Annotated in this window: 23 protein-coding genes and 2 pseudogenes; 14 read left to right on the top strand and 11 right to left on the bottom strand. The window is 61.7% G+C overall.

The window, feature by feature from the left end; all coding sequences use genetic code 11:
• The first annotated feature begins 149 nt into the window (after positions 1-149).
• From VCJ09_RS05305 to gcvT, 4 genes are all read left to right on the top strand, one after another.
• Positions 150-1526 (top strand): alanine/glycine:cation symporter family protein, encoded by a 1377-nt coding sequence (locus VCJ09_RS05305; RefSeq protein WP_324733427.1) that lies wholly within the window; start codon positions 150-152, stop codon positions 1524-1526.
• A 60-nt stretch (positions 1527-1586) separates the two neighbouring features.
• Positions 1587-2840, top strand: a complete 1254-nt coding sequence (gene glyA, locus VCJ09_RS05300; protein ID WP_324733426.1) for a serine hydroxymethyltransferase — start codon at positions 1587-1589, stop codon at positions 2838-2840.
• A 116-nt stretch (positions 2841-2956) separates the two neighbouring features.
• Positions 2957-4333 (top strand): L-serine ammonia-lyase, encoded by a 1377-nt coding sequence (locus VCJ09_RS05295; protein ID WP_324734600.1) that lies wholly within the window; start codon positions 2957-2959, stop codon positions 4331-4333.
• 117 nt (positions 4334-4450) lie between these two features.
• The gene (gene gcvT, locus VCJ09_RS05290; RefSeq protein WP_324733425.1) at positions 4451-5572 is read left to right on the top strand and encodes a glycine cleavage system aminomethyltransferase GcvT; all 1122 of its coding nucleotides are present in this window, start codon (positions 4451-4453) and stop codon (positions 5570-5572) included.
• Between the two features lie 561 nt (positions 5573-6133).
• Here the strand turns inward: gcvT and VCJ09_RS05285 are convergent.
• Positions 6134-6448, bottom strand: coding sequence for a phage integrase N-terminal SAM-like domain-containing protein (locus tag VCJ09_RS05285; protein ID WP_407693008.1), 315 nt, complete (start codon positions 6446-6448; stop codon positions 6134-6136).
• A gap of 28 nt (positions 6449-6476) precedes the next feature.
• Here VCJ09_RS05285 and VCJ09_RS05280 point away from each other — a divergent pair, with 28 nt between their 5' ends.
• The 4 genes from VCJ09_RS05280 (at position 6477) to VCJ09_RS05265 (ending at position 8929) form a co-directional block, all read left to right on the top strand.
• Positions 6477-7505, top strand: a complete 1029-nt coding sequence (locus VCJ09_RS05280; RefSeq protein WP_324733424.1) for an IS30 family transposase — start codon at positions 6477-6479, stop codon at positions 7503-7505.
• Between the two features lie 132 nt (positions 7506-7637).
• On the top strand, positions 7638-8090 hold the full coding sequence (locus VCJ09_RS05275) for a DUF302 domain-containing protein (protein ID WP_324733423.1): 453 nt from the start codon (positions 7638-7640) through the stop codon (positions 8088-8090).
• A 119-nt stretch (positions 8091-8209) separates the two neighbouring features.
• Entirely contained in the window at positions 8210-8341 is a 132-nt protein-coding gene (locus tag VCJ09_RS05270) for a hypothetical protein (RefSeq protein WP_324733422.1), read from the top strand.
• 156 nt (positions 8342-8497) lie between these two features.
• Positions 8498-8929 carry an LIC_13387 family protein gene (locus VCJ09_RS05265; RefSeq protein WP_324733421.1) on the top strand — a complete coding sequence of 144 codons (432 nt, stop codon included), beginning with the start codon at positions 8498-8500 and terminating at the stop codon, positions 8927-8929.
• Positions 8930-9139: 210 nt separating this feature from the next.
• Here VCJ09_RS05265 and VCJ09_RS05260 read toward each other — a convergent pair whose 3' ends face one another.
• Positions 9140-10270 (bottom strand): M14 family metallopeptidase, encoded by a 1131-nt coding sequence (locus VCJ09_RS05260; protein ID WP_324733420.1) that lies wholly within the window; start codon positions 10268-10270, stop codon positions 9140-9142.
• 533 nt (positions 10271-10803) lie between these two features.
• On the opposite strand from VCJ09_RS05260, the gene VCJ09_RS05255 reads away from it, so the two are divergent.
• Positions 10804-11361: a tetratricopeptide repeat protein gene (locus VCJ09_RS05255; protein ID WP_324733419.1), complete on the top strand. Its 558-nt coding sequence runs from the start codon at positions 10804-10806 to the stop codon at positions 11359-11361.
• A gap of 165 nt (positions 11362-11526) precedes the next feature.
• On the opposite strand, the gene VCJ09_RS05250 is transcribed toward VCJ09_RS05255, so the two are convergent.
• The 5 genes and pseudogenes from VCJ09_RS05250 to VCJ09_RS05230 form a co-directional block, all read right to left on the bottom strand.
• Positions 11527-11973 (bottom strand): YybH family protein, encoded by a 447-nt coding sequence (locus VCJ09_RS05250; RefSeq protein WP_324733418.1) that lies wholly within the window; start codon positions 11971-11973, stop codon positions 11527-11529.
• A gap of 95 nt (positions 11974-12068) precedes the next feature.
• Positions 12069-12233: a hypothetical protein gene (locus VCJ09_RS05245; protein ID WP_324733417.1), complete on the bottom strand. Its 165-nt coding sequence runs from the start codon at positions 12231-12233 to the stop codon at positions 12069-12071.
• Positions 12230-12574, bottom strand: a complete 345-nt coding sequence (locus tag VCJ09_RS05240; RefSeq protein WP_324733416.1) for a YciI family protein — start codon at positions 12572-12574, stop codon at positions 12230-12232. Before VCJ09_RS05240 ends, VCJ09_RS05245 begins: the two co-directional genes overlap by 4 nt.
• Positions 12575-12714: 140 nt before the next feature.
• Positions 12715-13959, bottom strand: a complete 1245-nt coding sequence (locus VCJ09_RS05235) for an RNA polymerase sigma factor (protein WP_324733415.1) — start codon at positions 13957-13959, stop codon at positions 12715-12717.
• Between the two features lie 292 nt (positions 13960-14251).
• Positions 14252-14502 (bottom strand): annotated as a pseudogene (locus VCJ09_RS05230) (GntR family transcriptional regulator); the annotation flags it as partial.
• A 465-nt stretch (positions 14503-14967) separates the two neighbouring features.
• Here VCJ09_RS05230 and VCJ09_RS05225 point away from each other — a divergent pair.
• Positions 14968-15180: a hypothetical protein gene (locus VCJ09_RS05225; protein WP_079204854.1), complete on the top strand. Its 213-nt coding sequence runs from the start codon at positions 14968-14970 to the stop codon at positions 15178-15180.
• A gap of 71 nt (positions 15181-15251) precedes the next feature.
• Here VCJ09_RS05225 and VCJ09_RS05220 read toward each other — a convergent pair whose 3' ends face one another.
• Positions 15252-16724 (bottom strand): helicase HerA-like domain-containing protein, encoded by a 1473-nt coding sequence (locus VCJ09_RS05220; RefSeq protein ID WP_324733414.1) that lies wholly within the window; start codon positions 16722-16724, stop codon positions 15252-15254.
• A 133-nt stretch (positions 16725-16857) separates the two neighbouring features.
• On the opposite strand from VCJ09_RS05220, the pseudogene VCJ09_RS24955 reads away from it, so the two are divergent.
• Both VCJ09_RS24955 and VCJ09_RS24950 read left to right on the top strand, forming a co-directional pair.
• Positions 16858-17877, top strand: a pseudogene (locus VCJ09_RS24955) (HAMP domain-containing protein); the annotation flags it as partial.
• Between the two features lie 93 nt (positions 17878-17970).
• Positions 17971-18735, top strand: coding sequence for a methyl-accepting chemotaxis protein (locus VCJ09_RS24950; RefSeq protein WP_456107307.1), 765 nt, complete (start codon positions 17971-17973; stop codon positions 18733-18735).
• Positions 18736-18758: 23 nt separating this feature from the next.
• On the opposite strand, the gene VCJ09_RS05210 is transcribed toward VCJ09_RS24950, so the two are convergent.
• The gene (locus VCJ09_RS05210) at positions 18759-18962 is read right to left on the bottom strand and encodes a hypothetical protein (protein ID WP_324733412.1); all 204 of its coding nucleotides are present in this window, start codon (positions 18960-18962) and stop codon (positions 18759-18761) included.
• Between the two features lie 137 nt (positions 18963-19099).
• Between VCJ09_RS05210 and VCJ09_RS05205 the strand changes: the two genes are divergently transcribed.
• Positions 19100-19780: a pirin family protein gene (locus VCJ09_RS05205; protein ID WP_324733411.1), complete on the top strand. Its 681-nt coding sequence runs from the start codon at positions 19100-19102 to the stop codon at positions 19778-19780.
• A gap of 52 nt (positions 19781-19832) precedes the next feature.
• Here VCJ09_RS05205 and VCJ09_RS05200 read toward each other — a convergent pair whose 3' ends face one another.
• Both VCJ09_RS05200 and purU read right to left on the bottom strand, forming a co-directional pair.
• On the bottom strand, positions 19833-20258 hold the full coding sequence (locus VCJ09_RS05200; RefSeq protein WP_079200887.1) for a CBS domain-containing protein: 426 nt from the start codon (positions 20256-20258) through the stop codon (positions 19833-19835).
• Between the two features lie 46 nt (positions 20259-20304).
• Positions 20305-21156 carry a formyltetrahydrofolate deformylase gene (gene purU / locus VCJ09_RS05195; protein ID WP_324733410.1) on the bottom strand — a complete coding sequence of 284 codons (852 nt, stop codon included), beginning with the start codon at positions 21154-21156 and terminating at the stop codon, positions 20305-20307.
• Positions 21157-21498: 342 nt separating this feature from the next.
• Between purU and mvaT the strand changes: the two genes are divergently transcribed.
• Complete coding sequence (mvaT, locus tag VCJ09_RS05190) at positions 21499-21876, top strand: histone-like nucleoid-structuring protein MvaT (protein WP_079200885.1); 378 nt, start codon at positions 21499-21501, stop codon at positions 21874-21876.
• Positions 21877-22031: the final 155 nt, after the last annotated feature.

Genomic DNA, 22031 nt, shown 5'->3' with positions numbered 1-22031 from the left:
GTTCACCGCGCAGGCCAGGAACACAGTTCACCATTCACGCGGATTCAGCATAACCCTCTACAGGTTTTTCCTTCGCGCTACACGCGCGCACCAGCCCTTATCTGACGCGGGTCAACCCGCGCACTTACAACAATAAAGAGGTGCTCCAGATGGAATTCATCAACAACCTAACCAATCAAATCAACGGACTGGTCTGGGGTCCACCGATGCTGGTGGCAATCCTCGGCACCGGTCTGTTCCTCATGCTGCGTCTGAAATTCATGCCTCTGGCGAAGATAGGCGCGGGCTTTCGCCTGTTGTGGCAAGGGCGCAAGAAAGACGACGAAGCCAGCGGCGAAATCAGCCCGTTCCAGGCGCTGATGACCTGCCTGGCGGCGACCGTCGGTACCGGTAATATCGCCGGCGTCGCGACCGCTATCTTCCTCGGCGGCCCAGGCGCGCTGTTCTGGATGTGGTGCACGGCCCTGGTTGGCATGGCCACCAAATACTGTGAAGTGGTCCTGGCGGTGCATTACCGCGAGACCGATGGGCGCAAGGAGCACGTCGGCGGGCCGATGTACGCGATCAAAAACGGCCTGGGCAAGAAGTGGCTGTGGCTCGGCACCGCCTTCGCCATCTTCGGCGGTTTCGCCGGCTTCGGCATCGGCAACATGGTCCAGGTCAACAGCATGGCCCATGCCCTGACGGACACCTTCGGCATACCGTCCTGGGTCACCGGCCTGGTGGCCATGGTCTTCGTCGGCCTGGTGATCCTCGGCGGTATCAAGCGTATCGGTAAAGTCGCCGCGACGCTGGTGCCGGCCATGTGCGTGATCTATGTCGCCGCCGCCATCGTGGTCCTGATCGTTAATGTCGACGCCATTCCGGGCGCCTTCGAGCTGATCTTCACCCATGCCTTCACCCCGACCGCCGCCACTGGTGGCTTCGCCGGTGCAGCAGTGATGGCGGCGATTCGCTTCGGCGTAGCGCGCGGCATCTTCTCCAACGAGGCGGGCCTCGGCACCGCCGGTATCGCCCAGGCCGCCGGCACCACCCACAGCTCGGTACGCTCGGGTCTGATCGGCATGCTCGGGACCTTTATCGACACCCTGGTCATCTGCACCCTGACCGGTCTGGCGATCATCTCCTCGGGTGTCTGGACCAGCGGCGCCAGCGGTGCCGGCCTGTCGGCGGCGGCCTTCGAATCGGCCATGCCCGGTTTCGGCGGAGCGATCCTCAGCATTGCCCTGGTGGTCTTCGCCTTCACCACCATCCTCGGCTGGAGCTACTACGGCGAGAAGTGCTGGGAGTACCTGGTCGGCACCAAGTCGATCCTGCCGTTCCGCATCGTCTGGGTGCTGGCCGTGCCGTTCGGCGCCGTCGCCCAGCTGGACTTCGCCTGGCTGGTCGCCGACACCCTCAACGGTCTGATGGCGCTGCCCAACCTGCTGTCGCTGCTGCTGCTCAGCCCGGTGGTGGTCAAGCTGACCAAGGAATATTTCGCCCGCGACGGCCGTGTCACCGGCGACGCACCGGCGCAACGCTAAACCATACCCCTCTCGGCGCGACCGCTAGGCGGTCGCGCCCTTAGTACAGGATTGATCCCGATGTTCCATAAAAGCCTGACCCTGAACAGCTACGACCCGGCCCTGGCCGAAGCCATAACGGCGGAAGAGCGCCGCCAGGAAGACCATATCGAGCTGATCGCCTCGGAAAACTACACCAGCCCGGCGGTGATGCAGGCCCAGGGCACCGGCCTGACCAACAAGTACGCCGAAGGCTACCCGGGCAAGCGCTACTACGGCGGCTGCGAGCACGTCGATGTGGTCGAACAGCTGGCCATCGATCGGGCCAAGCAACTGTTCGGCGCCGACTACGCCAACGTCCAGCCGCACTCCGGCTCCTCGGCCAACAGCGCGGTATACCTGGCCCTGCTGCAGGCCGGCGACACCCTGCTTGGCATGAGCCTGGCCCACGGCGGCCACCTGACCCACGGCGCCAAGGTCAGCTCCTCCGGCAAGCTGTACAACGCCGTGCAATACGGCATCAATAGCGAAGGCCTGATCGACTACGACGAAGTCGAGCGCCTGGCCGTCGAGTGCCAGCCGAAGATGATCGTCGCCGGCTTCTCCGCTTACTCCAAGACCCTGGATTTCCCGCGCTTCCGCGCCATCGCCGACAAGGTCGGTGCCCTGCTGTTCGTCGACATGGCCCACGTCGCCGGCCTGGTTGCCGCCGGCCTGTACCCCAACCCGCTGCCTTACGCCGACGTGGTCACCACCACCACCCACAAGACCCTGCGCGGTCCGCGTGGCGGCCTGATCCTGGCCAAGAGCAATCCCGAGATCGAGAAGAAGCTCAACTCAGCAGTCTTCCCTGGCGCCCAGGGCGGCCCGCTGATGCATGTGATCGCCGCCAAGGCCGTGTGCTTCAAGGAAGCGCTGGAACCGAGCTTCAAGGACTACCAGGCGCAGGTGATCAAGAACGCCCAAGCCATGGCCGAAGTGTTCATCGGCCGCGGCTATGACGTGGTTTCCGGGGGCACCGACAACCACCTGTTCCTGCTCAGCCTGATCAAGCAGGGCTTGACCGGCAAGGCCGCCGACGCGGCGCTGGGCACCGCGCATATCACGGTAAACAAGAACGCGGTGCCGAATGACCCACAATCGCCGTTCGTCACCTCCGGCCTGCGCATCGGCACCCCGGCAGTGACCACCCGCGGCTTTAAGGAAGGCGAGTGCCGCGAGCTGGCCGGCTGGATCTGCGACATCCTCGCCGAGTTGGACAACCCCAGCGTGATCGAACGGGTTCGTGGTCAGGTCACCGACCTTTGCGCGTCTTTCCCGGTCTACTCTGCATAAGCAACGCACTGGTTCAGTGCCGACTGTAGGAGCGGGCCATGCCCGCGATAGTCGTGGGCATGGCCCGCTCCTACAGACAAACCGTACCGCGGCCTGACCAGAAGCCGGAGATCAGCATGTCACTTAGCGTTTTCGATCTATTCAAAATCGGCATTGGCCCGTCCAGTTCGCACACGGTCGGGCCGATGCGCGCCGCCGCTCGCTTCGCCGAAGGCTTGCGCCGCGACGATCTGCTGGCGAGCACCGAATCGGTAAGAGTCGAGCTGTACGGCTCGCTCGGCGCCACCGGCAAAGGCCACGGCAGCGACAAGGCGGTGATTCTCGGCCTGCAAGGCGACCAGCCGGATACCGTCGACATCGACAGCATTGCCGAGCGCCTGGAGACCTTGCGCAAAACCGGCGAACTGCAACTGCTCGGCGAAAAACCGATCCGCTTCGTCGAGAAAGAACACCTGGCGATGATCCGCAAACCGCTGGAGTTCCACCCCAACGGCATGATCTTCCGCGCCTTCGACGCCGCCGGCCTGCAGATCCGTTCGCGCGAGTACTACTCGGTGGGTGGCGGTTTTGTGGTCGATGACGATGCCGCCGGCGCCGACCGTATCGTCGAAGACCAAACCGCCCTGGCCTACCCCTTCACTACCGGCAAGCAATTGCTCACCCACTGCGCCGAACACAAACTGTCGATCAGCCAGGTGATGCTGGCCAACGAAGCGGCCTGGCGCCCGGAAGCCGAGACCCGCGCACGCCTGCTGGAAATCTGGCAGGTGATGCAGGACTGCGTCACCGCCGGCTGTCGCAACGAAGGCATCATGCCCGGCGGGCTCAAGGTCAAGCGCCGTGCCGCCGCCCTGTACCGGCAACTGTGCCAGCACCCGGAAGCCGCCCTGCGCGACTCGCTCAGCGTGCTCGACTGGGTCAACCTCTACGCCCTGGCAGTGAACGAGGAAAACGCCAGCGGCGGCCGCGTGGTCACCGCCCCAACCAACGGCGCGGCCGGCATCGTGCCGGCGGTGTTGCACTACTACACGCGCTTCATCCCCGGCGCCAACGACGACGCAGTGGTGCGCTTCCTGCTCACCGCCGCCGCCATCGGCATCCTCTATAAGGAGAACGCCTCGATCTCCGGCGCCGAAGTCGGCTGCCAGGGTGAGGTCGGCGTGGCCTGTTCGATGGCCGCCGGCGCCCTGTGCGAAGTGCTCGGCGGCAGCGTGGCGCAGGTCGAGAACGCCGCCGAAATCGGCATGGAACACAACCTCGGCCTGACCTGCGATCCGATCGGCGGCCTGGTTCAAGTGCCCTGCATCGAACGCAACGCCATGGGCTCGGTCAAGGCGATCAACGCCGCACGTATTGCCCTGCGTGGTGACGGTCAGCACTTCGTCTCGCTCGACAAGGTCATCCGCACCATGCGCCAGACCGGTGCCGACATGAAGAGCAAATACAAGGAAACCTCGCGCGGCGGCCTGGCGGTGAACATCATCGAATGCTGATGCCCCTCATCAATCCCGTAGGAGCGGGCCATGCCCGCGAAAAGCCTTCACACAAAGCATCGTGGGCATGCCCCGCGCCTACAGATCGCAGCTATTTTTTAGACTTGGAGTAACCGCATGACCAGCGAAACCCTGGCGAAAACCCCGCTACACGCCCTGCACCTGGAACTGGGCGCACGCATGGTGCCCTTCGCCGGCTACGACATGCCGGTGCAATACCCCCTCGGCGTGATGAAAGAACACCTGCACACCCGTGAAGCGGCCGGCCTGTTCGACGTCTCGCACATGGGCCAGATCATCCTGCGTGGCCCGAATGCGGCAAAAGCCCTGGAAAGCCTGGTGCCGGTCGACATCATCGACCTGCCAGTGGGCATGCAGCGCTACGCCATGTTCACCGATGAGCAGGGCTGCATTCTCGACGACCTGATGGTCGCCAACCTGGGCGACGACACCCTGTTCCTGGTGGTCAACGCCGGCTGCAAGCACCAGGACCTGATGCACCTGCAACTGCAGATCGCCAGCCAGTGCCAGATCGAACCCTGCTTCGACCGCGCCCTGCTCGCCCTGCAAGGCCCGAAGGCGGTCGACGTGCTGGCGCGCCTGGCCCCGGAAGTGGCGAAGATGACTTTCATGCAGTTCGCCCCGGTGCGCCTGCTCGGCGTCGACTGCTTCGTCAGCCGCTCCGGTTACACCGGCGAAGACGGCTATGAAATCTCGGTGCCGGCCGACCACGCCGAAACCCTGGCGCGCAGCCTGCTGGCCGAGCCGGAAGTCGCGGCCATCGGCCTCGGCGCGCGCGACTCACTGCGCCTGGAAGCCGGCCTGTGCCTGTACGGCCACGACATGAGCACCAGCACCACGCCGATCGAAGCCAGCCTGTTGTGGGCTATCTCCAAGACGCGCCGCGCCGATGGCGCGCGCGCCGGTGGCTTCCCCGGCGCCGAGCGGATCTTCGCCCAGCAGCAACAAGGCGTCGCCAACAAGCGCGTCGGCCTGCTGCCGCAGGAGCGCGTGCCGGTGCGTGAAGGCGCGGAAATCGTTGATGCCGATGGCAACGTAATCGGTTCGGTCAGCAGCGGCGGCTTCGGCCCGACCCTCGCGGCACCAGTGGCCATGGGTTATGTGCAGAGCAGCCACATCGCCGTGGACAGCGAAGTCTGGGCCATGGTGCGCGGCAAGCGCGTGCCGATGAAAGTCGCCAAGACCCCGTTCGTGCCGCAGCGCTACTATCGCGGCTAAGGCCCTGGCCAGCGCAGGCTGCGGCGCAATCCGCAGCCTGCGCTCCCGCTAGCCCGGGTGCAATCCGGGAAATTCGAAACGCCCTCTCCTACCCCGCTTGCATCCCGACTACCTGTAGAAGGCGCGCCCCGCGGCGAATGCAGCCTGCAGGGCTGCCGGGTTGTGCGGTTGCGGTACAGACAAAGGCTTCGCCTTGAGGACGGGCCTCCCACAGGGAGGACTCACGCCTGCGGATCCGAACCGTACAAGCCACCAGGCATTCGAGATACCTGGATGGACCGATCCGGATAGGTCGGTGACGTCTTTGCTATCGACCATCGTTGTTGGTGGATGGGTAAGCGTCATCCGCCCTACGCTCCTGGCTATTCGCGGATGAAACCCAGCCGACTGTCAAAGGGATCGGTGACGCGCCTATCGCGCACCCAGGCATCGCCTCGATGCTTGGCGGGCATAACCGCAGTCCTTCTGGCCTTTGCCATCACGTACCAGAATCTCGCCGCGGGTAAAGTCCACATCCTTGACCCGCAAGCGCATAACCTCCATCAAGCACATGCCCGAGCCTTACAGCAGACTGCCAACCAGCCAAAGCTCGCCCTTGAGCCCTGCCAACACCTGACGAACCTCGGCGATGCTTAGCACCACTGGTAAACGCACAGGCTTCTTCGCCCGGACGATTTCCCCGAGCCACGGCAGATCCAGCTTGAACACCTGCTTGTAGAGAAACAACAGAGCAGCCAACGCCTGATTCTGCGTGGAAGCGGACACATTTCTGCCTACCGCGAGATCAGATAGGAAAGCCTCTACTTCAGCCGCCCCCATCTCGAGAGGGTGACGATAGCGATGAAAACGGGCGGCGGCAAAAACTGAGTGCAACACCTGACCTTTCCGGTACGGTGCTGCCCCTATGTCTTATTCAGAACTCAGCGTTGAAGAGCGCGCCACCATTCAAATCGGTCGTGCCCAAGGCTTCAGCCTGCGCAAGATTGCCTGCTTAATCACCCGATCCCCTTCGACCATCAGCCGTGAGCTGCGCCGCAATCGAGATGCCTGTGGCGGCTACTCGGCCCGCTTGGCCCAGCAGCAGATGCAGGACCGCCGTCAGGTTTGTCGACCGATGCGAAAACTGTTGCCGGGTAGCGAGCGCTTCGAGTTGGTGGCCCATATGCTGCGTGAGCGTTTGTCTCCCGCGCAGATTGCCGGCAAGCTGCGCAGCATGAACATTCCCAGCCTCAGAGATGCCTACGTCTGTCGCGAGACGATCTATAACGCGATCTATGCCTTGCCGGTCGGCGAGCTGCGTAAGGAGCTGATCATCTGCCTGCGCCAAAGCAAGACGACGCGCAGACCGCGTTCTGGCGGCGTGGATCGGCGCGGACAGATCCCCGAGATGGTCAGCATTCATGTGCGCCCGCCGGAGATCGAAGACCGGCTGATGCCGGGGCATTGGGAAGGCGACCTGATCAAGGGTAAGGCCAACGCCTCGTCTGTAGGCACGTTGGTGGAGCGCACCAGTGGCTACCTGATGCTGGTGAAGATGAATGACGCGACGGCAACCTCGGCGATGGAGGGCTTCAGTGCAGCGCTCAATGGCATGCCGTTGGCGATGCGCAAGAGCATGACCTACGACCAGGGTCGAGAAATGGCGCGGCATGCTGAAATCACCCAGCAGACCGGGGTGGCAATTTACTTCTGCGACCCACACAGTCCCTGGCAGCGCGGCAGCAACGAAAACATCAACGGCCTGATCCGTCAGTACCTGCCCAAAGGAACGGACTTGTCGGTGCATAGCCAGGAAACGTTGGATGCCATTGCCTTGCAAATGAATATGCGTCCCCGTAAACGCTTCGACTTTAAATGCCCGATCGAAGTTATTGGGGAAGTAATGCAAAAGGCCATGACAATGCAGCATGATGCTCCAGCCTCAATTCAATAACCGTGTTGCACTCAGCTCCTGCACCGCATAACAAGCGACTCAAGTCGCTCGCTGCGCTCACTGAAGCCCGCCCCTGAGCCAATCGTTTGGCGTCATACTGAACCCTTCGTGTATCGCCAAGGAGTCTCGATTATGAAAATAGTGCAGGTAGTCGCCGCCGTACTGCTCGCGAGCATCTCAACACTCTGCGCAGCAGCGGACGGTCTAATCCAAGTCAAGAGCCCGTATTCAGTCAAAACCACCGCCGACAAATTTGAGGCGCTCGCCAAGCAGCGCGGCCTGACCGTTTTCGCGCGCATCGATCACGCTGCCGGCGCGGCGAAGGTTGGCAAATCGCTGCGTCCGACAGAGCTGCTCATCTTCGGCAGCCCAAAGGCTGGCACGCCATTCATAGAGTGCTCCCAAACGGTCGCAATCGACCTGCCGTTGAAGGCACTGTTCTGGGAAGACGCCAACGCTCAGGTCTGGCTTGGTTACAACGATCCGGCCTACCTCGGTCAGCGTCATGCAACTGCTCAGTGCCCCGCGATCGAGAACATTGGTAAAGCCCTGAGTGGCCTGGCCGAAGCGGCAACTGCCAAGTAGCGCGACAGATCTTTATGCGTGGTCTGCCCCTGCTGGGTTCGATGCTTTCGGCGCTAAAGGCCAAGCGGTGGAATGGTTTGTACCTCCAACTGGAGCCTACTGAACAAGGCTTGCGGGGCATGCCGCAAGCAATTGACCTCAACTACCTCAGCGCTCCGTCAGACACCCCCGAGCAGCCGCCCTACCAACCGGAGTTGCGCGACGAGATTGCCCCTGGAGTGCGCTGGATCGAGTTCTTGAGCATTGAGTAATGCCCGTGGCGGTCGCCAACCAGCGGCCAAGCGATGGCTGATGCCTGTGCATGCAGAACCAACAGCCCATGCTTGCCATAGAGCCGGCCTGTTCCATCCTGCCGCCTCATGCAGCCGCTCAGGTAAACCGCTGGATGGTCTTTTGAGGAGTTCGCCTTGTCATCAATAGCTCTTACCCTGGCCCAGTATCTGGTTACTGCGAGCGCGCTGGTTATCTTCGCCCTGGGCGCGGTGCATCTGCTGCTCACATTCACGGGTAGCTCCTTGCAACCGCGGGACGAGGTGCTGATGGCCCGCATGCATGAGATTTCACCGAAGATCACCCGCGAAACAAGCATGTGGAAGGCCTGGGTTGGCTTCAATGCCAGCCATAGCTTCGGTGCTCTGCTGTTTGGTTCGGTCTATGCCTACCTTGCTCTCGTGCATGGTCCCCTATTGTTTGCCTCGCCATACCTCTTGGGCGTTGGGCTTGTGCTGCTGTGTGGCTACGCCTTCCTCGGCAAGCGCTACTGGTTCAGCACGCCTTACCGCGGCATCCTCCTGGCAACTGCTCTGTACGTCGCCGCGCTCATCGCGAGTGGGGTCTGACTCGGCGCATTCGCCTCAGGTTGGCAATGGGCTAGCTCACGCCAATCGCTTGCTGCGCGCAGATGCCGCGGCAACCCCAGCTTGCCCTGACCAGCAATGCCGCGTCAGACACCTAGGTGGACTCTGCTCGCTGGTCGTCCACGCCGAGGACCAACCCGACAACCGGCTGGCCTCCACGCCACAGCCGGACGCCAGCAAGACAGGTCTTGCCTAGCGCAACGCCCCCACCATAGCCGCCGCAACACTGAGCACATCCTGGCCCAACTGCATCGAGCGCTTGCCGTCCCAGCCGGTAAGCGGATTGGGACTGTCGTCGTGGTCCTTGAACGGCATTTCGATGGTGAAGGACAGGCAGTCGAACTCCAGGCCGACCGCGTTGCAGGCCAGGGTGGTATTGGCTTGGCCGGGGGCATCGCGCTTGTAGCCGAACGCGGTCTGGAACTCGGCGCCGAGGGTGATCAGACGGCTGCGGAATTCCTCCTCCAGTTTTTCCAGGCGCGGACTGTAGCCGGGGTTGCCTTCACAGCCGGCGGTGAACACATGGGGGATTTCCTCGTCGCCATGGATGTCGAGGAACAGATCGACGCCGACGCTGCGCATCTGCTGCTGGACAAAGAACACCTCGGGACTCTCCGCCTCGCTGGCCGATTGCCAGGCGCGGTTGAGGTCCTTGCCGGCGGCATTGGTACGCAGGTGGCCACGGAAGGCGCCATCCGGGTTCATGTTCGGTACCAGATAGAGGTCGGCCTGTTGCAGCAGGGCATTCAGTTCGGCGTCGTCGCGGTTCTGCAGGCGCTCGATCAGGCCTTCCATGAACCATTCGGCCATGTGCTCGCCGGGATGCTGCTGGGCGATGATCCAGATCTTGCGCGGAGCCTGTGGGTTACGGCTGACCCGCAGCAACGGGATATCGCGGCCCTCGATGCTCTTGCCACTGGCGAACAGTTCGGCACCGGCCTGGTTCAGCGCCTGCTCGATCAGTCCGTCATGCCGCGCGCGGCTGTAGGGTTCGAAGTAGGCGAACCAGACCTGCGCCTCGCTCGGCTCGATGGCGAAGTTGAGCGCGCCCTCCTCGAAACGGCTGGGCACGCGGAACCAGTTGATATGGTCGTAAGAGGCAACGGCGTTGTAGCCGGTCCAGGCATGACTGTAGGCAGACTCGCCCGCGTTGGTCAGGCTAAAGCCGTAGCGCTGGCCCGGGGTTAGGCCGTCGACTTTGAAGTGGAACCACTGGAAGTGATAGCTGTTGAGATCAGGACGCATGGCCAGCAGCACCTGCTGCGGATTGCTGGCGTCGAGCACCTCGATATTGCCACTGTCGAAATTGCAGCTGATGTTCATGGATACCTCGCGGGCCTGATGGTGCGCTGCACCTGTGCCCGCAAGAATCGCAGGTCTGCCCGCCGGAAGAAACGCCAGAGGCGACAAACAGAGATGCATTGCATGTCTTGGGCATGTCCACGCGCCAGGCAAGCGATGGGCGGCCTGCCCGACGGCCGAAGAATATCGCGCCGGGGTGCCGCCTACAAAAGCGCGGCACGCCGCACGCCTCTCTAGAGATCCGCGCCCTCATTCGTGTGGAGCACGCGGCGAACGACAACAGCAGGCTGTCGGCCTACCCTGCAGCAAGCCCGGTCGAGCAATCCGCGCAGCGCTGAACCGAACAACTTGCTGGCGCTGGCGGGGTCTTCTAGTCTGCAGCAGCCGGGCTTCGCCCCGGCCTACGTGGTACAGGCAGACACCGAGCGAGCATAGGTAACAGGCCGAGGCAGTCAGGGCATTGTCCTTTCATAACATTGCTCTTTCATAGCATTGTCCTTTTATAAACAGACGGGCGCAGTCACCCGCATCCACTCCAGAAGAAGTGACAGACCATGAACGCTCATCGATGGCTACGCACGACACTCCCGGCACTCCTCTGCACAACCCTGCTGCTGGGCGGTTGCGCCAACCAGCAAGCGGACACCCGCACTGTGCCGCAGACGGGATCAGCCGTGGCCGGCGCATCACCGGTTGAGGACGCAGCGGCCACCCTGGCGAAGCTGCGCAGCCAAGCCAATCGCGGCGACCTCGACAGTCAGTTCCAGTTGGGCAGTTTCTACTTCGTCGGCAAGCCAGAGAAAGACCTCAAGCTAGCCGAGTACTGGTGGAAGCAGGCCGCCGACAAGGGCCACGCCATGGCCGCGGTCAGCCTGGCCTATCTGTATACCGGCCGCGACAATCCCGACTTCGCCAACCCGCAGGGCATGCTCAAGTACCTCAACCAATCGGCCGCCGGCGGCAACCCGATGGCCCAGCATATTCTCGGCAACCTCTACCTCAAGGGCCAACGAGGCGTACCGCGTGATGCCAACCAGGCTCGCCGGCTGTTCCAAAGCGCCTGCAAGCAGAACTATGAGGTCAGCTGCACGGCGCTGACGACATTGCCCTGAATGTGTCGCTGGCCCCTCATTAGCGGTTGCGGGCACTGCAGGTACGAGGGCGGGCGGCTATTGAAGGCGGTACTGCTGTGCGACCTAAAGATCACTTCCCGACGTCATCAGCACGTCGGGCGACCCTCTTTGGTCGCGAAGCCTGGCTAGCGGCCCGTCATTACGTCACGGCTTGAGATCGAACAAGGCTTTTCCACTTTCCATATCGAAGGGCGCGGAGAAGTGCTCATGGACGATCAGCCACTGGCCGTTGCGCTGCTGATAGCCCTGGGTCACACGCATCCAGGACGACTGCTCCTGGCCCTTGTCGTCGGTGCCGCCGCAGTGGCACAGGTAATAGCCCAGGGCCAGGTCGCCACCGACCAGCAAGGTCGGCTCATGGACCTCGAAGACGCCCGGCCCCGAACACATCTCCATGCAAGCCTGCCAGTGCGCGGCATAGGCCTCGCGGCCCTTGAACTGCAGCTGGAGGATGGCGTCGTAGGCGACCACATCGGTTGCATAGTGGTCGACGATGCGCGCGACGTCCTTGGCCTGTACGGCCTTGGCCCAACTGTCCAGCAGGGCCTGAACCTGGCTGTGGGGGTCTTGCAGACGAGTTGCAGTACTCATTTCCGTTCTCCTCAGGGAGTCGTTCGCTGGATCGCTGTTTCAGGCGCTTTCGTCGCGCCGCTGCAGCCGTTGGGCGCCTGCTCCGGCGCCGCGTGTTAGCGGTCATCCTCGGTTACCACCAGCATCGGCAGTTGCCGACGTTCGACGTTGAACACATCGTGCTGGCGCGCCAGCAACCACTGCTCGCGGCTGACGGTATTCGGGCAGTCATTGCGGCTCATGGCGTGCACGCCCAGGATGGATTTGCCGGGGTGGCTCACACATCCAGCTGGCGCACCGGTCGTACTTCGACACTGCCAACTCGCGCCGCCGGAATCTTCCCGGCAAGCTGGATGGCTTCGTTGAGGTCGCGGGCATCGACCAGGTAGAACCCGGCCAGCTGCTCCTTGGTCTCGGCGAAGGGGCCGTCGGTGATCGACAGTTTGCCGCCACGCATGCGCACCGTGGTCGCGGCCGCCACCGGCTGCAACGCCTCGGCGGCGAGCATACGACCGCTGTGGCGCACCGACTCGGCGTAGGCCAAGCACTCCTCGTCACGCGGGCTGTCGGGGGAGTCGTGCAGCAGCTGTTCGGTGCTGTAGACCAGGCAGAGGTATTTCATGGTGTCCTCCAGCGTCTTTCTCATTGTTGGTAATCACTAGTCGTGCGGCCGTGCGGCAAATCGACAGCGCCGCTGAATATATTTTCATGGCCGACCAGTGGTGCGGATCGGTCTAGTAAGTCGCGGCTAAAGCCCACCGATCAGGCGTCCTTCAGGGCCTGCAAGCGCCGCTCAAGAAACTGCCGACCCGGCTCCTGCTGGGCCAACTGCAGGGCCCGCAGATAGGCGCCGCGCGCTTCGCCGGTGCGCCCCAGGCGTCGATAGAGATCGGCCTGGGCGGCATGGGCCAGGTGGTAATCGGCCAGTTCGCCGCGCTTGAGCAGGGCCTCGATCAAGGCCAGTCCGACGCGTGGACCGTCACGCATGGCCAGCGCCACCGCGCGGTTGAGTTCGATCACCGGCGAGGGCGCAATGCGCAGCAGTGCATCGTAGAGCCCGACGATCTGCGGCCAATCGGTGGCCACGGCGTTCGCCGCCTCGGCATGCACGGCGGCGATCGCGGCCTGCAGCGAATAGGTGCCGAACCGCCGCGAGCGCAGGGCCTGCAGCACCAGGGCAGCGCCCTCGGCAATCAGCTCGGCCGACCAGAGCGAACGATCCTGCTGTTCCAGCAACACCGGCGCACCGCTCGCCGCAGTCCGCGCCGGGCGCCGCGCTTCATGCAGCAGCATCAATGCCAGCAGGCCCATGACTTCTGGCTCGGGCAGCAGTTCGAACAGCAGACGCCCTAGGCGAATGGCTTCGCTGGACAGATGGCTGCGGGTCAACGAGTCGCCGGAACTGGCGAAGTAGCCCTCGTTGAACACCAGGTAGATCACCTGCAGCACCGACTCCAGACGCTCGGCTAATTCGCCACGCCCCGGCACTTCGTAGGGGATGCGCGCATCGCGAATCTTGGTTTTGGCCCGCACGATGCGCTGGGCCACGGTGCTCGGGCTGGTGAGAAAGGCGCGGGCGATGTCTTCGCTGCTGAGGTCGCAGATCTCGCGCAGGGTCAGGGCGACCTGGGCATTGGCGGCGAGCGCCGGGTGGCAACAGGTGAAGATCAAGCGCAGGCGATCATCCTCGACGCTGTCACCGTCCCACACTGGCTGATCGCGCGCGGCGATAGAGTCGGCCAGGCGGGCATCCAGCGGTTCGAAGCGGGCCTGTCGGCGCAGGCTGTCGATGGCCTTGAAGCGCCCCGCCGACACCAGCCAGGCGCGTGGATTGGCCGGCACGCCATCGCGCGGCCACTGTTCCAGCGCCACCCGAAACGCCTCGTGCAGCGCCTCTTCGGCCAGGTCGATATCGCCCAGCAGGCGGATCAGGGTCGCCAGCACCCGCCGCGACTCGTCACGGTAGAGGCTGGCCAGCAGCTCGTGCATCCCGTCAGCGGCGTTCATGATCCCCTCCCTTCGGCTGGTGCGAAGCTCAGCGTAGGCCGCCTGCTCGTCAAGGACAACGGTGCACTCCTACGCGAGCACGCCCTACAGAAGCATGCGCATGCACATCGACGCCATCGGCCTCGGCAGACTTCACGACCGCAGCCGCTCCTGCGCGAACGCAGAAACCCTTCACGGAGTGGCGCGCCGGTAATGGCGCCGGTTGCTTTGCAGGAAGAACAGCCGCGACGCTTGTGCCAGCGCGGTGGGTGATAGGTACGCCGGACAAAACCGCTGACGTTTTGGCTCAAGGCATCGCCAACACATCGCGCAGGGTGGCGAGGGTCGCCGGGGCGATGCGGATACCACTGGGCCTCGGCGTGCCCAACACGAAGGTGGCGATAGCGTGACGGGTTGCCACCAGGCCAGCCGCCTGCAAGCGCGACAACGCCGCGCTCGCCACGGTGCGACTGACGCCCTGCTTTTCCATGATCGCTGACTCGGTTGGCAGCTTGTCGCCGCGCTGATCACAGCGGCGCGAATCCACCGCGACAGTTCGGTCACTCAGCCGGCCAATGCCCATCACCTGCCTGGTCGTCCCGGCTTGCGTTAACTGCGCCACGGACAATCCGCCAGCCTGCACTTCGGCTTGCAGGACTGACCGATCAGTCACAGTTGAACACCTGCCTGATGCACTATCGAGCACTGCATTGAACAGAACGGTCTTATTCACTGTCAGATGAAACAGTTAATGATCAATCGCCTCGCCAGTACTACTTAACCCCCCTAGACTTTTAAACGGCATTGACCATAATTGTATTAAACTGTACGCAATGGATAATTTAAGAGCACCTGCTTGATTAAGCTTAGTGGCTGTTTTCCAATAAAACTCAGCCTCAGGTAAACATATTCAGGCCTGTTCGACCGCTGCATCTGCCATTGCCACAGCCACCCGATTGATGACCGCAGCAGTAAGGCCATTGCCTTACGTTGTCATCACACTACTTCTTCAACACCATGGGTAATCACGTGACGAAAGACGAACTGCGCGCCGAACTCGAGCGCCAGGCGCAGCGTTACAAGGATGTACAAGGCGGAGAAATCATTACTTACGCCGCTCAACCGGAACCCGAGCGCAAGCCCTGGCGCAAGAAGGCCAACCTTCTTGACCAAGCATTTGAAAAAGAAATCGAAAAGATCGAAAAAGACCTGCAAGCCAAACACGACGAGCACAGCGGCTGACTGCCCTCTGCAGAACGTATTTAGCCCCGCAGGGATAACGCTCGATAACCGTGGTTATTGACGGCGTGGCGTTATCGTCTCTTGCCGCCCAGCAACGAGCCCAGCAGACCGCGCACCAACTGCCGACCAAGCTGGTTGGCGGCCTGGCGTACGGCGCTTTTCATCACCTGCCCGGCCAGGCCGCCGAGCATGCCGCCAATGCCGCCTGCGGGACTCTCCTTGGTTTGCTGTTGCGCCGCCTCGACACTGGCTTGTGCGACACGGGCGGTGAGCCGTTCGTAGGCCGACTCGCGGTCGATCGGCTTGTCGTAGCGCCCGGCCAGCGGCGACTGCCGAATCAGCGCGGCCCGCTCGCTCTCGCTCAACGGGCCGATGCGCGACTGTGGCGGCGCAATGGCTACGCGCAGGACCATGGCCGGCGTGCCCTTGTCTTCCAGGGTGCCAACCAGGGCCTCGCCGATGCCGAGCTCGGTCAGGGTTGTCAAGGTATCGATCGAGGGGTTGGGACGAAAACCATCCGCTACCGCGCGCAGAGATTTTTGCTCCCTGGTGGTGAAAGCGCGCAAGCCGTGCTGAATCCGCAGGCCAAGCTGGGCCAGCACGCCATCGGGCAAGTCACTGGGCGATTGCGTGACGAAGTAGACGCCCACGCCTTTCGAACGAATCAACCGAACCACCTGCTCCAGGCGTTCCTGCAGGGCTTTCGGGGTGTCGGCGAAGAGCAGGTGCGCCTCATCGAAGAACAGCGCCAGCAGCGGTTTGTCGGCATCGCCGCGCTCCGGCAACTGCTCGAACAACTCGGCCAGCAGCCACAGCAGGAAGGTCGCGTAGACCTTCGGTGCCTCATGTACCAGACGGCTGGCGTCGAGCAGATGAATGCGCCCGCGCCCGTCGCGATCCGGCTGCAGAATGTCTTCCAGCTGCAGTGCCGGCTCGCCGAACAAGGCTTCGGCGCCCTGCTGCTCGAGGCTCGACAGGCGGCGCAATAGGGCCTGGGCAGAGGTTGTGGTGAACAGCGCACTGTCCTCGCCGAGCACCGCCGGCGTGCTCTTCAGGTACGCCAGCAATGCTTTCAGGTCTTTCAGATCGAGCAATAGCAGCCCTTCGCGATCCGCCACCTTGAACGCCGCATAGAGGGCGGCCTGCTGGCTGTCGGTCAATTCCAGCAAAGCCCCGAGCAGCAGCGGGCCCATCTCGCTGAGGGTGGTGCGCAACGGATGACCGCTCTGGCCATGGATATCCCATAGCGTAACCGGGTAGGCCGTCGGTCGATGCTCAAGCCAGGGCATGCTGGCGATCCGCTCGGCGATTTTTCCCTGAGGCGCACCGGCGGCGCCGAGACCACATAGGTCACCTTTGACATCCGCGGCGAACACCGCCACCCCGGCATCGCTGAAGCCCTCGATGAGACGCTGCAGGGTCACGGTTTTCCCGGTGCCGGTCGCACCCGCCACCAGCCCATGCCGATTGGCCAAGCGCAAGGCCTGAACGACCGGCTGACCAGCAAGGTCAGCGCCGAAAACAAACTGCTCTGATACGGACATTTCGGTGTCTCCCAGGTTAAAGGATTCGTCCACGGGTGCCGAGATAGCAAGACTGCGGACCCTAGCGCCACAGACTGCGTGCAACTTACAGCCAGCTACGACTGGCAGCTGACCATAGTGAACAACATAAAACATGACCCACAATCTGAAATTCAGTCACAAGATTCTGCTTGCGGCTTCCCTGGTGGTAATCGCCGCCTTCTCGTTATTCACCCTATACAACGATTACCTGCAACGTCATGCAATTCGCGCCAATCTGGAAAACTACCTAAATGAAATGGGTGAGGTAACCGCTGGCACTATCCAAAACTGGTTGTCCGGTCGCATCTTGTTGGTAGAAAGCACAGCTCAGACAATTGCCCAAGACGCATCATCCGACAAGGTCGTTCGCGTGTTGGAACAGAAAGCCCTCAATTCAACCTTCGCCTTTACCTACCTGGGTAGCGACGACGGCGCCTTCACCATGCGCCCAAACAGTGCGATGCCTAAAGACTTCGACCCACGCACCCGCCCTTGGTACAAGGATGCTCAGAATGCGGGTGGCACTATTCTTACCGAACCCTTTGTCGATGCAGCGACCAACGAACTAATCATCGCCATCGCCTCACCAGCTCAATCGGCCGGCGTTGTAGGCGGTGACTTGAGCCTGACCACCTTGGTCAACATCATCAACTCGCTGAACTTTGACGGGATTGGCTATGCCTTCCTGGTCAGTGCCGATGGCAAGATCCTGGTGCACCCGCAGAAAGAACTGGTGATGAAGACGCTCAGGGACCTCTACCCGAGCGACACGCCGCGCATCACCTCCGGCTTCAGCGAGACAGAAATGGATGGTGAGACCCGCATCCTCACCTTCGCCCCGGTCAAGGGCCTGCCCTCGGTCAACTGGTACGTCGGCCTGTCCATCGACAAGGACAAGGCGTATGCGGCGCTCAGTGACTTCCGCGCCTCGGCCATAGTCGCCACGCTGATCGCGGTGGTGCTGATCATCCTCCTGCTGAGCATGCTGATCCGCCTGCTGCTGCAACCGCTGACCCTGATGGGTAAGGCCATGCAGGACATCGCCCAAGGCGACGGTGACCTGACCAAGCGCCTGGCGATCCAGTCCAACGACGAATTCGGCACCCTGGGCAAAGCCTTCAACCAGTTTGTCGAACGGATTCACGGCTCGATCCGCGAAGTGTCCTCGGCCACCCACCAGGTCAACGAGGTGGCCAAGTTGGTGGTGGCCGCCTCCAACTCCTCGATGATCAACTCCGACGAACAGGCCAGCCGCACCAACAGCGTGGCCGCTGCGATCAACGAGCTAGGCGCCGCCGCCCAGGAAATCGCGCGCAACGCCGCAGATGCCTCGACCCAGGCCTCCGATGCTCGGGAGCAGGCCGAAGACGGGCGCCAAGTGGTGGGAAAAACCATCCAGGCGATGAATCAATTGTCCGGAAAGATCCGCACTTCTTGTGGCCACATCGAAACGCTGAACGGCAAAACGGTGAACATCGGCCAGATTCTCGAGGTGATCAAGAGCATCTCCCAGCAAACCAATCTGCTCGCGCTCAACGCCGCCATCGAAGCGGCCCGGGCCGGCGAAGCGGGCCGCGGGTTTGCCGTGGTCGCCGACGAGGTGCGCAACCTGGCGTACCGCACCCAGGAATCGGCACAGGAAATCGAGAAAATGATCGAGGAACTGCAGGTCGGCTCGCGCGAGTCGGTCACCACCATGACCGAGAGCCAGCGTTACAGCGAAGAAAGCGTGCAGATCGCCAACCAGGCCGGCGAGCGCCTGAGCAGCGTAACCCTGCGTATCGGCGAGATCGACGGCATGAACCAGTCGGTGGCCACCGCCACCGAAGAACAGACCTCGGTGATCGAGTCGTTGAACATGGACATCACCGAGATCAACACCCTCAACCAGGATGGCGTGGAAAACCTGCAGGCCACCCTGCGCGCCTGCGGCGATCTGGAACAACAGGCTTCGCGCCTGAAGCTACTGGTCGACAGTTTCCGCATCTGAAATCGTCGACAGCAAGAGGGCGCCTATTCGGCGCCCTTTTTTGTTTCTTTGTCCGCGGGTTCCAGTTGCTCGCCAGCCGGCTCCTGCAGCTTGCGCCACAGCTCGGCGGCATCGGCAAATTCAGTACCGCTCTGCGGGCTCAAGGCATCCGGGTCATAACGCCTGACGCAGCCCTCACCCAGGGTCGGCGGTGGCTGCGAGGTAGCGCGATCCAGGGGGTCTTGCATGCTGTGCACCTTCGCTAGCGCCCACATCAGCGCCCAATACATCATTTAAATCGATCGATATCAGCGCAAATTTACGCTTTTTATCGATCACTCCACTTCCCACAATGACCACCTCGACGTACTTCCCAGAGGTGATCATGTACCAGATTCGCCCCGCTGCCGAACGTGGCCATTCGCAACTGAGCTGGCTGAACAGTTACCACAGTTTTTCCTTCGGCGAGTATTACGACCCGCGCTTTCAGGGTTTCTCGCACCTGCGGGTGATCAACGAAGATAGCGTCTTGGCCGGTGCCGGATTTGCCACGCACGGCCACCGTGACATGGAAATCATCAGCTATGTTCGCCAAGGCACCTTGGCGCACCAGGATTCGCTGGGCACCCGCGAAGAAATCCAGGCCGGGGAATTCCAGCTGATGCGCGCCGGCTCCGGCATCCGTCACGGCGAGTTCAACGCCTCGGCGAGCGAGCCGGTGCACTTCATGCAAATCTGGATAGAGCCGGCGCAACGCGGCTTGGCGCCGGGCTATCAGCAGCGCGCCTTTGCCACGCAGGAAGGCCTGCAGATCATCGCCACCCCGGACGGCGCCGACGGCAGCCTGCAGATCGCCCAGGACATGACCCTCTACCGCTGGCAGGGCGGCCCACTCGACTATGTGCTTGCCCCGGGGCGCTGGCTCTACTTGCAGCTGTTGACGGGCCAGCTGAACGGTCCAGGCATACACCTGGCCACTGGCGATGGCCTGCAAGTGCGCGAGCCCGGCACACTCAACCTGCAGGGTCAGGGCGAGGCGCTGCTGTTCGACTTGCCTGCGGTATGAAACTTCGGTGCCTGCAGGGCTTGGAACACGGGCCTGCAGGCGACTTGTTACCTTATTTCGAAAGGGCTTTGCCCTGATCGTGCTGGGCGAACTCCTTGACCGCACGCAGCACATCGCTGCGGCTGATCTGGCCAACCAGGCGCCCGTTCTCCACCACCGGGATGCGCCCCAGGCGACCACGCAAAAAGCGCTCGGAGACCTCAATGACGTCGGTTTCCGGAGAAATGGTCTCAATCTCGGTATTCATGTAAGAACTGACCACACCACCGATCGCCTCGTAATAAGCCCCCGACAGGATGCCGCGCAGGCAATCGCCCTCGGATAACAAGCCAATCAGGTGTCCCTGGGAGTCAACCACCGGGGCACCAGCAATGCGATGCTCCAACAGCCGATTAATGGCGGTAAACAGATCGGTGTCGGACCGAAAGGTCACCAGATGGCGAGTCATGTAATCGCGCACCTTAATAGATTTGAGCATTAGCGAACTCCTTCAACCTGCACTTGGTTAATGCACGACACGGCAATTAGTCGAACACCACGGTCTTGTTATCGTGAACCAATACACGGTCCTCTAAGTGATAGCGTAGCCCACGGGACAACACCATTTTTTCCACATCCTTACCCAGACGGACCATTTCTTCGATGCTGTCGCGGTGACTGACGCGCACCACGTCCTGCTCGATGATCGGCCCGGCATCCAGCTCCTCGGTCACATAGTGCGAAGTCGCGCCAATCAGCTTGACCCCGCGCAGCGAGGCCTGATGGTAAGGCTTGGCGCCGACGAACGACGGCAGGAAGCTGTGGTGAATGTTGATCACCCGCTGGGCAAAGTCGCGACACAGTTGTGGCGGGAGAATCTGCATATAACGCGCCAGCACTATGACGTCCGCGGCATGCGCTTTGACCAGCCGCTCAACTTCATCGAAGGCCAGCTGCTTGTTCTGCGGCTCGACCGGCACATGGAAATAGGGAATACCATGCCACTCGACCATGCTGCGCAAATCGTCATGGTTGGAAATCACACAGGCAATATCGCAGTCCAATTCATCGCTGTGCCAACGGTGCAGCAAGTCAGCCAGGCAATGCGACTCGCGACTGGCCATCAACACCACGCGTTTTTTCTGTGCCGAATCAGTGACCCGCCATTCCATGGAAAACTCACGGGCGATGGGCGCAAAGGCTTGGTGAAACCCCGGCAAATCGAACGGTAAGGAATCGGCGCGAATTTCATGGCGCATGAAGAACCAACCGCTGTGATTATCCGAGTGATGACTCGCCTCGGTGATCCAGCCATTGTAGGTGGCTAAAAAGTTACTGACCTTGGCCACAATACCAACGCGGTCCGGACAGGCTATTACCAGCCGAAAAGTACGCATGGGAAACTCCAGAGAAGCGGCAAAGTCGGTCATTCTAGCCACAGTGCGAGAAAACTGCAGTATTCCTGAAATCCAGCTCAACCACGTCTTGCCAGACAACCGAGCCACCTCGACCTGACAACGCCAGGCTATACGCGTTTGTTGAAGATAGTGGCCTTGCGCGAACCTCGAGAGGCAACCGATAAACACTGACTGGCGGAATCATGGAGTTATCGCAGCCGCATATTTAAAACTTTGTTTGATAAAGCGTGGCAAAATCTTGCAAAGCGGTTTACTTGTCAAAAGTGTCTGACTATTATTACTGACACTTAGCCACCACCTACTCAATTCAAGGTAAGCCGCATGTCGCTGATCAACGAATACCGCGCTACAGAAGAAGCCATCAAAGAACTGCAAGAGCGCCTGAAAAATCTGTCGCAAGACGACAAGCTGAAAAAAGAACTGGAATTTGAAGGCAAACTGCGCACGCTGATGGGCGAATACCAGAAGTCCCTGCGTGACATCATCGCCATGCTCGACCCGGACGCCAAAATCAGCAAGGCACCGCGCGCTGGCGCCAAGACCACCGGGGTCAAGCGTGCTCGCAAAGTTAAGCAGTACAAGAACCCGAACACCGGCGAAGTGATCGAAACCAAAGGTGGCAACCACAAGACCTTGAAAGAGTGGAAAGCCAAGTGGGGCGGCGATGTTGTTGAAAGCTGGGCAACCCTGCTGGATTAAGCTCTACGCTTGAGTCGTCGATTTCAGCGCATAAAAAAACGCCAGCCTTGCTGGCGTTTTTTTATTCTGTAACAACGCTATGTTGCTGGCAAAACGCAAGGAGGCTCTGGCGGTGAGCCACCCTACAGAGTCGACAGACAACAGCCCTTGCTATC

The organism is Pseudomonas paeninsulae (assembly GCF_035621475.1).
Classification (GTDB): Bacteria; Pseudomonadota; Gammaproteobacteria; order Pseudomonadales; family Pseudomonadaceae; genus Aquipseudomonas; species Aquipseudomonas paeninsulae.
The sequence above is the reverse complement of the archived record's forward strand: the minus strand, read 5'-3'. Positions and strand labels throughout refer to the sequence as shown.